At 32.6% G+C, this 14,840-nt stretch carries 16 protein-coding genes; 6 read left to right on the top strand and 10 right to left on the bottom strand.

Annotated features, from left to right (window positions below):
- Positions 1-6: 6 nt before the first annotated feature.
- The 4 genes from IWX80_RS00590 to murQ form a co-directional block, all read right to left on the bottom strand.
- Entirely contained in the window at positions 7-381 is a 375-nt protein-coding gene (locus tag IWX80_RS00590) for a DNA topoisomerase IV (RefSeq protein ID WP_196851731.1), read from the bottom strand.
- A gap of 79 nt (positions 382-460) precedes the next feature.
- Positions 461-1,033, bottom strand: a complete 573-nt coding sequence (locus IWX80_RS00585) for a pentapeptide repeat-containing protein (RefSeq protein ID WP_196851730.1) — start codon at positions 1,031-1,033, stop codon at positions 461-463.
- Positions 1,033-1,254, bottom strand: a complete 222-nt coding sequence (locus IWX80_RS00580; protein WP_113666818.1) for a DUF6095 family protein — start codon at positions 1,252-1,254, stop codon at positions 1,033-1,035. Before IWX80_RS00580 ends, IWX80_RS00585 begins: the two co-directional genes overlap by 1 nt.
- Positions 1,255-1,327: 73 nt before the next feature.
- Positions 1,328-2,143: an N-acetylmuramic acid 6-phosphate etherase gene (gene murQ / locus IWX80_RS00575; RefSeq protein WP_196851729.1), complete on the bottom strand. Its 816-nt coding sequence runs from the start codon at positions 2,141-2,143 to the stop codon at positions 1,328-1,330.
- 213 nt (positions 2,144-2,356) lie between these two features.
- Between murQ and IWX80_RS00570 the strand changes: the two genes are divergently transcribed.
- Both IWX80_RS00570 and IWX80_RS00565 read left to right on the top strand, forming a co-directional pair.
- Positions 2,357-3,499, top strand: coding sequence for a helix-turn-helix domain-containing protein (locus IWX80_RS00570; RefSeq protein ID WP_196851728.1), 1,143 nt, complete (start codon positions 2,357-2,359; stop codon positions 3,497-3,499).
- Positions 3,500-3,655: 156 nt separating this feature from the next.
- On the top strand, positions 3,656-6,046 hold the full coding sequence (locus IWX80_RS00565; RefSeq protein ID WP_196851727.1) for a TonB-dependent receptor domain-containing protein: 2,391 nt from the start codon (positions 3,656-3,658) through the stop codon (positions 6,044-6,046).
- 57 nt (positions 6,047-6,103) lie between these two features.
- On the opposite strand, the gene IWX80_RS00560 is transcribed toward IWX80_RS00565, so the two are convergent.
- Complete coding sequence (locus IWX80_RS00560) at positions 6,104-6,772, bottom strand: ZIP family metal transporter (RefSeq protein WP_196851726.1); 669 nt, start codon at positions 6,770-6,772, stop codon at positions 6,104-6,106.
- A gap of 92 nt (positions 6,773-6,864) precedes the next feature.
- Entirely contained in the window at positions 6,865-7,629 is a 765-nt protein-coding gene (locus IWX80_RS00555; protein ID WP_196851725.1) for a class I SAM-dependent methyltransferase, read from the bottom strand.
- A 95-nt stretch (positions 7,630-7,724) separates the two neighbouring features.
- Here IWX80_RS00555 and IWX80_RS00550 point away from each other — a divergent pair, with 95 nt between their 5' ends.
- Positions 7,725-8,900, top strand: a complete 1,176-nt coding sequence (locus tag IWX80_RS00550; RefSeq protein ID WP_113633334.1) for a THUMP domain-containing class I SAM-dependent RNA methyltransferase — start codon at positions 7,725-7,727, stop codon at positions 8,898-8,900.
- A gap of 51 nt (positions 8,901-8,951) precedes the next feature.
- On the top strand, positions 8,952-9,188 hold the full coding sequence (locus IWX80_RS00545) for a hypothetical protein (RefSeq protein WP_196851724.1): 237 nt from the start codon (positions 8,952-8,954) through the stop codon (positions 9,186-9,188).
- A 94-nt stretch (positions 9,189-9,282) separates the two neighbouring features.
- Here the strand turns inward: IWX80_RS00545 and IWX80_RS00540 are convergent, their stop codons facing one another.
- The 3 genes from IWX80_RS00540 to rlmD form a co-directional block, all read right to left on the bottom strand.
- Entirely contained in the window at positions 9,283-10,104 is an 822-nt protein-coding gene (locus tag IWX80_RS00540; protein WP_196851723.1) for a DUF6048 family protein, read from the bottom strand.
- Positions 10,076-10,597, bottom strand: a complete 522-nt coding sequence (locus tag IWX80_RS00535) for a DUF6452 family protein (RefSeq protein WP_196851722.1) — start codon at positions 10,595-10,597, stop codon at positions 10,076-10,078. The genes IWX80_RS00540 and IWX80_RS00535 overlap by 29 nt, the downstream gene beginning before the upstream one ends.
- An 80-nt stretch (positions 10,598-10,677) precedes the next feature.
- Positions 10,678-12,093, bottom strand: a complete 1,416-nt coding sequence (rlmD, locus tag IWX80_RS00530; RefSeq protein WP_196851721.1) for a 23S rRNA (uracil(1939)-C(5))-methyltransferase RlmD — start codon at positions 12,091-12,093, stop codon at positions 10,678-10,680.
- Between the two features lie 302 nt (positions 12,094-12,395).
- Here rlmD and IWX80_RS00525 point away from each other — a divergent pair, with 302 nt between their 5' ends.
- On the top strand, positions 12,396-12,623 hold the full coding sequence (locus IWX80_RS00525) for a hypothetical protein (RefSeq protein WP_196851720.1): 228 nt from the start codon (positions 12,396-12,398) through the stop codon (positions 12,621-12,623).
- Positions 12,624-12,780: 157 nt separating this feature from the next.
- Here IWX80_RS00525 and IWX80_RS00520 read toward each other — a convergent pair whose 3' ends face one another.
- On the bottom strand, positions 12,781-14,088 hold the full coding sequence (locus IWX80_RS00520) for a CPBP family intramembrane glutamic endopeptidase (RefSeq protein WP_196851719.1): 1,308 nt from the start codon (positions 14,086-14,088) through the stop codon (positions 12,781-12,783).
- A gap of 278 nt (positions 14,089-14,366) precedes the next feature.
- Here IWX80_RS00520 and IWX80_RS00515 point away from each other — a divergent pair, with 278 nt between their 5' ends.
- The gene (locus IWX80_RS00515) at positions 14,367-14,777 is read left to right on the top strand and encodes an OsmC family peroxiredoxin (RefSeq protein ID WP_196851718.1); all 411 of its coding nucleotides are present in this window, start codon (positions 14,367-14,369) and stop codon (positions 14,775-14,777) included.
- Positions 14,778-14,840: the final 63 nt, after the last annotated feature.

Raw genomic sequence — 14,840 nt, 5'->3', positions numbered from 1 at the left:
TAATTTTTAATCGGCAATTTTGGTAACAGTTCCTTTTTGTTTGGCATCTGATCCAACCATTCCAAATTCAAAGGTATAGGAATTTTTTGAGGTTGTCAAAATTTTCATACCAATAGCTTTTTCCTCAGCCATATTTTTAGGATGTATTTTTTGTAACACATATTCACAATCATTTACCCATCGAATTGAAGCTGTATCAGTTTTGCCTTCAAAAGTTTCTATTTCAATACTGTCATTACGTTCAAAAAGAGTGGTTTTTTTCACACCGTCAACTTCATATTCAAACTTGAATTTTCCGGTTTTGAAGTCTTTGCAATTGCGCTCCGCATCATAACACGACATTAGTAGCAGTAGTGGGAGGAGGAATATTATTTTTTTCATTAGTAAGAGGTTTATTTTTAATTTTATAAAGTAAATCAATTTTACTGATTCAATCGAAGGCTTGTAGTTAGAAATCTAATTACACAATTTTAATATTGTATTTATCTAAAAGTCCAATAATTCCTTGTGTCGAAAATTTTGCTTTTTTCATCGGATTGAATTCGGGATCAATTTTAAAATCAGTAGCTTTTGAAAAATCGGCACCAGCTAATTGTGTATTATTGAAAATAGCACCATCTAAATTACTATTGTCAAAAACGGCGCTTGTAAGATTGGTTCCAACAAAGCTTACTTCTCGTAATGAACAGGAATTGAATTTTGTCTTCGGCATTTTTTTATTGGCAAATGAAGAATAATCCAAAACGCATTCTTGAAAACTGACATTAAACAAGAAATCATCACATTCTTCAAATTGAATTCCCAGCAATTTGCAGTTTTTAAATTGAATCCCTTTTAAACTTGTCCCGGATAATTTAGTCATAGCCAAATTGCAATCAATAAATTCACAATCCATAAATGTGCTGTACGAGAAATCACTATTTGATAAATCACAGTTTTTAAAAATGCAATCCTCAAATTCTCTATTGTTTACTTTTTTATCGACGTAAACGATTTTTTCAAATGTTTTTTGAACGTGAATTAGGTTTTCCATTAGTCGTTAAATAAGCTTTTCATAATTGTTTTTAACCCCAAAAACATCAAATACATGGCAGCAATACAAGCAACAATTCCTATCGCTAAAACCAAATAATGCCACACATTTTGTTTGTTCATAAAGGCATTATATATCAAGGTAGGACCTATGAAGATCAGCGGTAAAGCTCCTGATAAATATTTGATTCCTTTAGATAATAGTTCTTTGTTGGTTGCCATTGTTTTGTTTAAAGTTTAAGGTTCGGCATTTGTTGATATACTCAAAAACATTCGCCTGTATTCTGAAATCTGTTTATTGAGCTGTAAAATTATCAACAGCTTTTCTTACGCTTCCGTGCTTTTTTAATAATTCAGCGGCTTGTTCGTAGGAAACTGGAATTTCTTCCATAATCATTTTCACGCCGCGATCCACGAGTTTGCTGTTGCTGAGTTGCATATCTACCATTTTGCTGCCTTTCACTTTCCCCAGTTGAATCATGGTTGCGGTTGATATCATGTTGAGTACCAGTTTCTGAGCTGTTCCTGCTTTCATTCGGGAACTTCCCGTTACAAATTCAGGTCCTACAACTACTTCAATAGGGAATTTTGCCTTTTGCGAAAGCGGACTTCCTGCATTACAAGAAATACTTCCTGTGGTAATATTATTTTCGTTACAAGCTTCTAATCCTCCAATAACATAAGGTGTTGTTCCTGAAGCGGCAATTCCGATTACGACATCATTTTCATTTACATTGAAATCTTTCAAATCAATCCAAGCTTGAGTAGCATTGTCTTCTGCATTTTCTACGGCTTTGCGAATGGCACTATCTCCACCAGCAATAAGGCCAATTACTAAATCGAAAGGAACGCCAAAGGTTGGCGGACATTCCGAAGCATCTAGTATTCCAATACGTCCTGATGTTCCTGCACCAATGTAGAATAATCGTCCGCCGAGTTTCATTTTGGCAACGATTTCAGTCACTAAAGTTTCTATTTGTGGTAATGCTTTTTCTACGGCAAGCGGAACAGTTTTGTCTTCTTGATTGATATTAGATAACAATTCTTGAACTGACATTTTTTCTAAATGTTCGTATTTTGAGGATTGTTCGGTGGTTTTTGTGAAGGTCATTTTTCGTATAATTGGACAAGTCCAAAATTAACCTTTTTTATCACAATCTCGAAATTTTCTATTTTTAGTTTCAGGATTTTCACGGTCTATTTTCTTTAAATTTGATGTATGTTGATTTACTTTTTTCAGTTTTTAATTTCTCATGTGGAGAAAGGGTATTGAATCTTTGTTAGATGAACTAAAATATTATATTTGTTAAATATTAAAAAATAAATGGATAGAATAATCTTATTGCAAGGGATTGCACGGATTTCGGTTTTTGTGTCTTTATTGATGGCATTTTTTTTACTGACTGTTAAAACTGAAAATAAATTGGCCAACCGTTTATTTGCCTGGTTTTTTATTGTTTCTGCTATTGATCTTAGTGGTTTTTTTGTTACTAATTATATTCAGGATTATATTGATTTGTTAATTTTTAGATGGACAATCTGTTTGTTGGCAATTCCCTTATTTTATCTTTATGTTTTATCAGTTTGTTATTCTGATTTTAAATTAAAGTGGAAGCATTTAGTGCATTTACTTCCTATTATACTAGTTAATTTAGTTTTTCTTCCAAGACTTTATTTAGCCAGTGATGCAGATATGAAACTCTTATCCGGAGATCTTGATCATATGCCTGAAATTTACTTAATCCAGATTTTAATTGAATTTCAATATGTGTTTTATATTGTTGGCGCATTTTTAATTTTGAAGAAATACAGAGAAATTTATCTGGAAAACTATACCAATCCAAGTACTTCAACATACAAGTATCTTTTTCAGATGACTACTGTTTTTCTAATCGCACACTGTTTGGTTGCATTAAAAAACCTGCTACGGTACAGCGATTACAGACAAATGTTTCTTTGGTTAAATGTAGTAGTAGGAAGTGTAGCTTTATTTATTACCTGTTGGTTAGTAATGAAAGCATTGAATCATCCGGAACTTTTTAGGGGAATTAATTCTAAATTACGATTGACAAAAGATATTCTGCCTGCAGTAGAAGAAAAAACTGAATCTAAAGATGTTCAAGATGATGCTATTTCCAGTCAAATTTCGACATTGAAACAATATATGGCAGAGAAAGAGCCTTTTCTTGATCCGTCACTTACCATTCAGGAGCTTGCCAATCAAATTGATATTCCGGTTCGAGAGTTATCAGTTTTAATTAATCATCATATGGACCAGCACTTTTTTGATTTTGTCAATGAATATCGTATTCAAAAAGCAATGGGTATTTTGAAAGATCAGGCTAGAAGTCAGCTTACCGTTCTGGAAATTTTATATGAAGTTGGTTTTAACTCCAAATCTTCTTTTAATACCTCTTTTAAAAAACACACTAATTTAACACCTACTGCTTATAGAAACACCTTATAATAAGTGGTTTGTAAAAAGTCGTACTTCATACCTGATAAAGTCGAACTGATTTTCTGAATAGAAATTGGTTCGACTTTTTTTTGTCGGTCGAATTCTGAAAATTTCTAAGGCAACTTTGCTTCAAATTAATCGAAACAAGTTTTAAAATTAGAAATCATGAAAAAAGCAAATCTCCTTATCTTTTTATTATTGCCCTTATTTTGTTTAGCACAAGCATCATTTATATTAAAAGGAAAAATAGCAAGCGAAACAATTCCATTAGAATGGGCAGATGTTTCCATATCGAATTCAGAAGGAAAAATTATAGACGGTTCAACCTCTAAACAAGACGGTAGTTTTGAAATCAATCTTAAAAAAGGATCTTATAGAATTGGAATCACCCTTTTAGAATTTACAGATTATGAAAAAGAGTTTACAATAGAAAATAATACTGATTTAGGAATAATCATTTTAAAAGAAAGCGCAACCAATTTAAAAGAGGTAATCATTCAATCTAAAAAGAAAACAATCGAACAGAAAACGGATCGTTTGGTTTATAATCTTGAAAACAATGTTGCAACAGTTGGCGGAGATGCTTTAAGCGCTATTAATACGGCTCCCGGAGTTGTCGTTCAGAATAATACAATTAATATATTAGGGAAAGGAACTTCCCGTGTTATGATAGATGGACGAATGATTGAATTAGTAGGTGAGGAACTGAATAATTTTTTGAAATCAATTTCGGCTGGTGATATTAAAAATATTGAAATTATCAGCAATCCGCCGGCAAAATATGATGCCGAAGGAACTGGTGGATTGGTTAATATTATTATGAAAAAAGGAGTTCGTGATTCCTGGAAAAACACGACTACAGTTTCTTATGATCAAAATAAATATAGTATTTATACTTTAAGAGATAACTTTTTTTACAATAAAAACAAGTTTAGATTTTCTGCTAGCATTAATGCAAAAACAGGTTATTTGAATGCTACAGATGATTTAAAAATGTATTTTCCTGATGGACTTTCCCATATGAAAAGTGTGACAAAGGTAAAAACTGAAAATCTTTCCGGGAAATTTGCTTTAGATTATGATCTTTCTGAACGTACTACTATTGGATTTCAATATTTAAACGATAGAAATAACCCTGATTTTAAATCGGATATTAGAATTGAGGATTATAATACTCAAAATGAATTGGATAATGTTACACTGAACAATAGCTTCACTGATAAAGGATCAAAAAATCAAACGTATAATGCACATTTGATTACCAAACTAGATTCCTTAAAAAGGAAGTTATCTTTTGATGTGGACTATTTTAATTACAGTTCAAAATTCGATAGAAACTTTGTCGCTAATAATTTTACACCAGATATGACATTTGTTGATATAAATCAGTCGGGAAGAAACATTTCGAATCAGGATATTGACAATTGGAGTTTTAAGGCAGATATGGAACATCCGTTTCCAGCGCTGAATTTGTCTTATGGTGCAAAAATGAGTTTTACAAATAGTGTAAGTGATGTACTTTATTTCAGTACAATTTCAGGAACTCCGGAATTAGATTCGAACCAATCCAACCGATTTAAATACACTGAAAATAATCAGGCATTTTATGTAAATGCGGATAAAAAACTCAATGAAAAATGGAATTTCCAAATGGGATTAAGATTGGAGAACACTCAAACAAATGGATTGTCTGAAACAATGAATCAGGAAACGGAAAATAATTATTTGAAATTATTTCCAACGTTTTATGCTTCTTACAAGAAAAACGAAAACAATACTTTTAGTTTGAATTATGGAAAAAGAATCAACAGACCACGTTTTGACTTATTAAATCCGTTCAGAATTTACATCAACAGCAATAGTTATTCCGAAGGAAATCCGTTTTTAAGACCTTCATTTAGTGATAATTTTGAGTTGTCACATTCTTATAAAGAAGTTTTGAGAACAAGTATTTTTGTCAATGCAATTACAAACGGTTATGGTGTTTTGTTTACCTCAAATCCGGAAACCAATACGCAGATTGTAACCCGTGAGAATTATTTTAAAAACTTAAATTATGGAATAGGGGAAAGTTACTCCACAAGTTTTGCAGATTGGTGGTCTAGTGAAAATTCATTGTACCTTTTGGGAGCAAAAACAGAATTTATTAAAGATATAGATGCCACACCATCAAACAGTTTACAAATTGATTTTTCGACAAATAATACTTTTTTATTCGGTAAAACGACAAAATTGCAAATCGATTTTACGTATACAACTCCTTTTAAGAGCGGTTTATATGAAGTAGGATATGCCTCAAGTTTTGATATTGGCTTCAAACAGGATTTGTTTAATAAAACCATGCAGATTGCCTTTTTGGCAAATGATATTTTTAATACCTCTTATTTAAAAGATTTTACTTCAGTTATAAACGGTGTGAAACAGGTATATGAGCAGAAAGAAAGTAATCGATTTGAACGTTTATCTGTGGTTTATAATTTTGGAAACAAAAAGATCAATGTACAACAGCGTGATTTTGGAAATAAGGAGGAGAATAAAAGAACTGGAGGTAATTAGAAAATTGAAAGTTGGGAAACAGAAATCTCTTTATTTCTGTTTCTTAACTTTATAAAATTATAAAAAATAGGCCAACGCAATTCCTATGACAATCATAGAAACTTTGGCAATGTTGAACTTGTGTCCTTCACTGCTTTCGAAAATAATGGTGGATGAAATATGAAATAATATTCCTATTACTATGGCGGTAATTTCAGTGTAATACACGTTTAATACTGGCAAATAATCAGATAAAATGGTACCAAGCGGTGTCATGACTGCAAAGGTTATCATGAAAATAAAAATGGCTTTTTTGTTCAGACCGGCATTGATAAAAAAGGTGGTCAGGATTATGGCTATTGGTAAATGATGGATAGCAATTCCGATTGCTAAATCATGGTGATGACTCACTGGAAATCCTTCCAAGAATGCATGAATACATAAACTGATGAATAGCAACCACGGTATTTGGGTCATTGTAGGATGCCCGTGAACATGCCCATGTTCAGCACCTTTAGAGAAAAATTCCAATATGATTTGGAATAATATCCCCAGCATGATAAAGAGTCCAATGTTTGGGTTTGCACTTTCGTAAATTTCAGGTAATAAATGCATTACCGTTAAGGAAAGTAAAAAAGAACCACTAAAAGCTAGTAGCAATTTGAGATTCGTTTTGTTTTTTGGTTTTAAAACCAATGCGATACTATATCCTATAATTACGGAAAGTAAAGGTAAAAGGTAATTCATGTTATTTGCTTAACCGTTTATTTGTATGTTCGTTTAACCGTAAATCTGCTTCACGGTTTATTTTTTTTTCGATTAGCCGACTAACCCAACAATTATTTAAAAATCATGATTAGACGTTCGCTTTCCGTTTTATGGAATTTTTTTAATTTGTAGTCGCCAAAAATATCCAACAGATAAATTCCTGCTTCTTCCATTAATTCCTCAAAATCTTTAAGCGTTAAGGCTTTTACTTTTTCGGTAAAATGAAATTTTTGACCTTTGTCTTCAAAGTCAATTTCCTTATAGATATGACCTTCTTTTAAATAACGTTTGATATGAAAATCGATTCCATCAACTGTTTTTGTTTCTTCGGGAACTAATGTTTCGAGAACTTGGGCAACATTCATAAAGTCAATTACGGCAAAACCATATTCCGAAAGGCTGTCTTTGATGGCTTTTAGCGTGGTCAGATTGTCTTCGTCATTTTCGAAATAGCCAAAGCTGGTAAATAGATTGAAAATGGCATCAAATTTTTCTTCAAAAGGTTCGCGCATATCGTGCACTTTGAAATGAAGGGTTTCATTCGTATTTTTAGTAGCTTCGGCAATACTGTTTTCGGATAAATCTGCCCCAAGAACCGTAAAACCTAATTGATTTAAATAAATAGAATGACGGCCTTTTCCGCAGGCTAAATCCAATAATGTTGCCTTTTCAGGAAGGTTCAGATAATGGGTAAGATTGTCCATGAAAATCTGGGCTTCTCTATAGTTTCGGTCCTTGTAAAGTATGTGGTAATAAGGAGTGTCAAACCACGAACTGTACCAGTTTACAGGTGTTTGCGGTTGATTATCGGTAGAGGATTTGCTAGATTCGGACATTTATTATTTTTCAATTAATTCGATTGATGCAAATTTAGTGTATTTTTGCCGAATATAACGATAACAATTCCCGCTTTAGTGGGCAAAAGGGGCAAATGGAAAATAATTATAAAATGGTTGCCAAAACCTTTTTTGGTTTTGAAGAAATATTAGCAAAAGAGTTGCAAAACCTTGGCGCGCAAGATGTGGAGCAAGGGGTAAGAATGGTAAGTTTTAAAGGCGATAAAGGCTTTATGTACAAAGCGAATTTGTCTTTGCGTACCGCTTTAAAAATCCTGAAACCTATTTATTTTTTCAAGGCCAATAACGAACAGGCTTTATACAAAGGAATTTCGAGCATGAACTGGTCTAAATTATTGAATGCCAATCAGACATTTGTGATTGATACAACGGTGCATTCGGAATATTTTAATCACTCGGAATTTGTTTCCCAAAAATGTAAAGATGCAATTGTAGATCAGTTTAGAGAAAGAACTGGGCAACGACCAAGCATTGATAAAATACATCCTGATTTAAGAATCAACATTCATATTGATAAGGACCAAGTTTCAGTGGCACTGGATACTTCAGGAAATGCATTGAATCAACGTGGATACAGGACTGCAACCAATATTGCTCCTATAAATGAGGTTTTGGCAGCAGGAATTCTATTGCTTTCTGGTTGGGACGGACAAACGGATTTCTTGGATCCAATGTGTGGTTCGGGAACATTCTTAGCCGAAGCAGCCATGATTGCCTGTAATATTCCGGCAAATATCAATCGTAAGGAATTTGCTTTTGAAAAATGGAACGATTGGGACAATGATTTGTTTGATAATATCTCGGACAGTTTATTGAAACGTGTTCGTGAGTTTCATTACACCATAAAAGGATACGATAAAGCACCAAGTGCGGTTCAAAAAGCCAAAGACAATATCAAAAATGCCAATCTTGACGAGTATATTTCTATTGAAGAACAGAACTTTTTTGATACTGAAAAAACTTCGGAAGGGAAACTGCATATTGTTTTCAACCCGCCGTATGATGAGCGTTTGGACATTCACATGGAAGAATTCTACAAAAATATTGGTGATACTTTGAAGAAAAATTATCCTGGAACGAATGCTTGGATGATTACAGCGAACTTGGAAGCACTGAAATATGTTGGACTAAAACCTTCTAGAAAAATCAAACTTTTTAATGCTGGTTTAGAAGCACGTTTGGTAAAATACGAAATGTACGAAGGAAGTAAAAGAACGAAGTTTCAGGTAACAACTGATAGTGCTGAATAAGCAATATTGAATTTTTCACTTTCGACTTTAAAACTTTAAGACTTAAAAAAAATGACCAAATTACAAATACGAGCATTCCTTTACCAACTGGGATGTTTTGCAATATTATTTATTTCTGCCAGGTATTTAGTGGAACATTACACTAATTTAAGGGGATTTGGGATTCCGTTAACCGCATTTGTTATAGGAACACTTTTGTCACCAAAATTTCATGCGATAAAAACCAAAGATGGAGAGAAATTATTCATGAAGTGGATTTTCATGAAAGGAATTAAGGAAATAGGATAGCTTAGAAATCCTAAGATATTATTTTAAAATATTGACCGCTAATTTGCTAATTTTTACCAAAAATAAAAATTAGCAAATTGGCGGTTATTTTTTTCTACTTTTTTGGAACTGCAACAGGCTTTACTTTCTTCTTATAAATAGGAACAAAATAAGTTACCGTATAATTGAATCCGACTCCAAAACTACCATCATAAGTTCTGTTGAATCCGGGAATATATAAGTTAGAGAAATTTTCCGGTTCTTTATTAGTTACCAATCGGTTCAATCGAAGACTGAAACCTACAAACACATTATCAAATACTTTGGCTTTTACTCCAGCCACAACTTCAATCCAGCTCGCGGATAAGCCATCAAACTTTTTACCGGAAGGAATTAGAGGAACTTCTCCAAAATACGGATTCGCATTGTAAATCCGATAACTATTTAATTGTTGATTAAAAGTACTGAAACCGTAACGCATTCCTATAGAAATAATATTTTCCATATCCAGCCAGTTTTCATATGCATTATAATCAAAACCCGCTTTTATATAGGAACCTTTGGTGGTGAAATTGACACGGTCATCATCTGTCGTTTTATTTTCATTCCCAAGTTCAGCAGCCAAAAAATATTTTTTAGTCAATCGATAATCTCCCACCAACTCAATTCCCTTGTAATCTTTGTCATAAAGAGCGCGCGTCAGTTTATATAAATCGACACCCACACGTACGCCATAACGATCTGTCTTTACAGGAATCGAATCGTTCTTTATAATTTCAGGACTAATTTTGACTAATGGCAATGGCGCTTCAGGAATAATCTGTTCTGTTTTGGCAGTTTTTGGATCACTTTTGACAGGAGTAGTTTCCTGAGCCTGTACCAAAGTCAACGACAATACGAGACAAATACTAAAAAAAGATCTTAATGTGTGTTTCATTTTCGTTTTCGATGTTACTTTTTTCAACCGATATAAATTTTATCCATTTTTGATTTGCAGCTGTCGCATCAGTATGTGTATATGGATTTGTGGGGTCTAATGTAAAAATTGTTTTGTAACCACACGCTCTGGAAACAAAAAGTTCCTGTGTGGTGTAATCAAATTTTATGATGTCTTCGTCAATCAATATAGGATTAGGATTTCCTGAATTTAATGTGAAACTATAGGTCGTACTTGTTCCAACAGTTTTTAACGGAATAGAAATAGTATTTCCACTAGTCGTTTGGCTGCCGTTAAAAAGGATTCCATCGGTCATTCCTTCGCCAACAACTTTCAGATTAGATACGTTTTTTAAAACAGAAGGATTCAAAAAATCATAAAATTCTATTACTAATCGTGGCGTTGTGGGAGTATTTGCATCGCAAATGTCATCTTTCTCACAGCTGGAGAGAGTGAAAGCAAAAAGCAACAATAATAAAAATGTTTTTTTCATATAATAATATTCAGTGTTCAGTGTTCAGTTTTAGTATTCAGTAAAATTCGCACTGAATACTAAAAACTGCAAACTGACTACTATTTCCTTCTTTCCAAAAGTACAACATTTTCCACGTGATGCGTTTGCGGAAACATATCTACGGGACGCACACGAGTCACTTTATATTTTTCGTCCATTAATGCCAAATCACGTGCTTGTGTAGCCGAATTGCAACTTACATAAACCACTTTTTCAGGAGCAATTTTCATAATCTGTTCAATTACATCTTTGTGCATTCCGTCTCTTGGCGGATCCGTGATAATTACATCAGGATGACCGTGTTGAGCGATGAAATCATCATTGAATACCACTTTCATATCTCCTACAAAGAACTCACAATTGGTAATTTCATTGCGCACCGCATTTGCTTTGGCGTCTTTAATCGCATCAGGAACACTTTCTACACCAATTACTTTTTTTGCTTTTTTCGAAACAAACTGCGCAATCGTCCCAGTTCCTGTGTATAAATCATACACAATTTCATTTCCTGTCAATCCAGCAAAATCACGCGCTATTTTATACAATTCATACGCTTGATCCGAGTTGGTTTGGTAAAAAGATTTTGCATTAATACTAAATTTTAAACCTTCCATTTCTTCTAAAATGTAATCTCTTCCTTTGTATAATTTAATATCAGTATCGTATAAAGTATCGTTCGCTTTATTGTTTACTACGTATTGTAGCGAAGTAATTTGCGGAAATTTCTCGTAAAGATGATCTAGAATCAATTCTCTGTTGGCTTTGTCATTTTCGAAAAACTGAATCAAAACCATGATTTCACCAGTCGAAGCTGTACGCAACATCAAAGTTCTCAATAAACCTTCATGCGCTCTTGGATTAAAGAAAGTCAGTCCATTTGCATTAGCAAAATCTCTCACTTCGTTTCTAATTGCGTTTGATGGATCTTCCTGCAAATGACACTTATTAATGTCCAGAATTTTGTCCCACATTTTTGGAATGTGGAAACCAAGTGCGTTTCTATTTCCTAAATCTTCGGTACTGTCAATTTCTTTTTCGGTCAACCAACGGCTGTTCGAAAACGAAAATTCCATTTTGTTTCTGTAAAAAAACTGTTTTTCCGAACCTAAAATTGGTTCAAATTCTGGAAGTTCTATTTTTCCAATGCGTTGCAAATGGTTTTTTACCTCATTTTGCTTGTAATACAACTGTTGGCTGTATTTCATATTCTGCCATTTACAACCTCCACAAACACCAAAATGCTCGCAAATAGGTTCTACACGATGCTCTGAATATTCATGAAAATGAACTGCTTTTCCTTCGTAATAAGCTTTGCGCTTCTTGAAAGTCTGCACATCAACCACATCACCCGGAACCACATTCGGGATAAAAACTACTTTTCCATCGGGAGCCTTTGCTACCGAAACGCCTTTTGCACCAGCATCAAGGACTTTTATTTGATGAAAGACAACTTTGTCTGTATTTTTCTTAGCCATAGCGCAAAAATAAGTGTTTGAATGGTTTTATAAATTCAAATTGTGAAATATTTTCACTTTTAGATGTTTTTTATTTGATGCTAGTTCTGCTTTTCGCTGCAAGTGCGTTGTTGTACTACCGTGCTTTAGTTAATAAATGTAAACACTAACTCATCTAAAATGCTTTTATATATGAAATTTTAAAAATGTGAATTATGCAATTTTTTTGTTTAATTGAATAACATTTCGTTTTTAAAGTATCAATATATTTGACATAACGAAATGATTAACATAATTTTAGTATAAATTTAAAACTATTCAACATGAAACAATTACAAAACATTAGCACAACTTTCAAAAAGTCTTTATTATTAATTACACTTTTATTTTCTCAAAGTCTTATTTGGGCACAAGATAAAACGGTCGATGTGAATTTGAATGTAGATAAAGGAGGAAGTGACTGGTACGCAGAGCCATGGATTATGGTTTTAGGTGCTGCAGTTTTTATAATAATTATAGTAGCTCTTGTAAGAGGTAAAAGTAGTAACTAATTACAAATGATACTCTTTTACGATGAGTAATTAATAAAAACCGGCATAAATTAACCTTCGATAAGGTTTATTTTATGCCGATTTTTTAATTTTAATTATTTACGAATATTTAAAAACTTAGAAAATTGCTAATCTTACGTTTGTTATAGGTTCTCGATTATTCTGGCTTTTGAAATTCAACCGTAAAATGTTCTAAATTTATTTTTTGTTTGACTAAGGAAAGTCCATATTTTTCTTTTAATTCCTTTTTTATACTTTCAAAATCCTTAGTTTTTAGAGTTAAATTGTAATTGTCGTCGCTACCTGTTTTATCCAAAATCATTTTATTACTTTTTGGAATTAAAGCATTGACGAGCGCACTAATTTTTGCTTTTTCGATTATGATTTCTTCTGAATTGATAGTAATCATGTTTCCGAAAGCGTTATTGTTTGATTTATATTTTGATAATAAGGCTGGATTTACAACTTCTAAATTCCAAACTTCAGTTGGGATTGTGCTTTTTTTGATTTTAAAATCATAGCTTTTTGCCAATTGATTCAAGGCAATACTTTTAGTTTGAGAACTGTCTTTCGATTTGTTTTTGAAGTTTAAGTGCAACGTTTTGTCTAACATTACGGTGTCATTGGTGTTTAGTAATATTTCATTTGTATTCAATAAATAGGTTAGGGTAGTTTTCATACTTACATTTTTATAAACAAGGCTGTCCGGGTAATTTTTTAAGGTGCTTGGAATAGAAATGTCGTTAGTTTCTTCTATTTTAATAGCAAATGAACTGGTTTCAGCGTTTAATTTTTCCGTATCGTTTAACATGAAAAATAAAGGAATACCGATAAAAAAAGCATTATGAAGTGAATGTAGCAGTAATCCTGAAATAAATCCCATGCGAACTCTTGAATACCCAATAATCAGACCTAATATTATTTGTGGTGCTACTAAGATTGGTGATAAAAGTAAAATTGTATACGAAAATTCAAAATTACTGATGTGGATTAACCCAAAAATTATAGCAGAAAAATAGAATATGAACTTGTATCTTTTTTTCCAAAGAGAAATAAAAAAAGTTTCTGCTTTTTGTTCATTTCGAACACCCGTGAGGGAAACTATTGAAATTAAAAAATGCAGCGCATAATTATTTTTATAACGCAGATACAGCCTAAATATAAATTCTTCAATTAAAGGACCAATTACAACGGTTAATACTAATAGCAATACAACTGGATAGGACTTGATCATGTCCAGAATTTTGTGGTTGTCTGGATCAACAAGCCCCAATGTTTCCAAGCCACTTATCAGAAGTATCAAAACTGCCATAAGAGGAATTTCAATTATCAATAAAGAGATAACAGTATTAAATTTTTGAGCTACTGATAATTCGGGTCCCGCTTCATCTCTTGGGTTTTTTAAAAAAGAGATTAAATTAGTAAAAGTTTGTTTTAGGTTGTCCAGCATAGTATTGTTGCTCATATTTAATTTTAATATTTTAGTTTTTAGCTTTTGTTTTCAAACTCTTTAGCTACAAACATAATGAATTAAATAAGAAAAGTAACATAAATATTGTTTTTAAACTTAACTTAAAATTCTTAGAATCAGATTTTTTTCGAACACGTAATATAATTTCAGTTGAGAGTGATGATAAGAGTTTCAGTAGCAAAACGAACTTTAAATTTTAGTTAAATTATCATTTGTTTGAAAGTATTTTTTGATAAAAGAACTAAATTTGAGAAAACAGAAAACTGAAAAATATGAAAAGAAATGCAACCGCAGTCTGGAATGGTTCACTGAAAGAAGGAGCCGGAAAACTTACCACACAAACTACCACATTAAAAGATACGCAATATTCGTTCAAATCCCGTTTTGAAGAAGGAGTTGGAACCAATCCTGAAGAATTGATCGCAGCGGCTCACGCAGGCTGTTTTACGATGCAACTTTCTGCTTACATAAGTGAAGAAGGTTTTGAAATTGAAAGTATCGAAACGAAATGTGATATTGATTTTGTGGATGGAACAATTGTAACATCACACTTAACTGTTCAAGCAAAAGTTAAAGAAATAACAGAGGATGCTTTTCAGCAATTGGTAAACAAAGCAGAGAAAAATTGTCCGGTTTCTAAAGTGTTGAATGCAGCAATTTCAAGTACAGCAACTTTAGCATAAACACGAATTTATAAAACAAAAAGGCTCGATTTAGTTTAAATCGAGCCTTTTTGTTTCTGTATA

It is taken from the genome of Flavobacterium sp. CAN_S2, assembly GCF_015752255.1.
Taxonomy (GTDB): domain Bacteria; phylum Bacteroidota; class Bacteroidia; order Flavobacteriales; family Flavobacteriaceae; genus Flavobacterium.
Note: the sequence above shows the minus strand (reverse complement) of the source record. Positions and strands in the feature narration are given on the sequence as shown.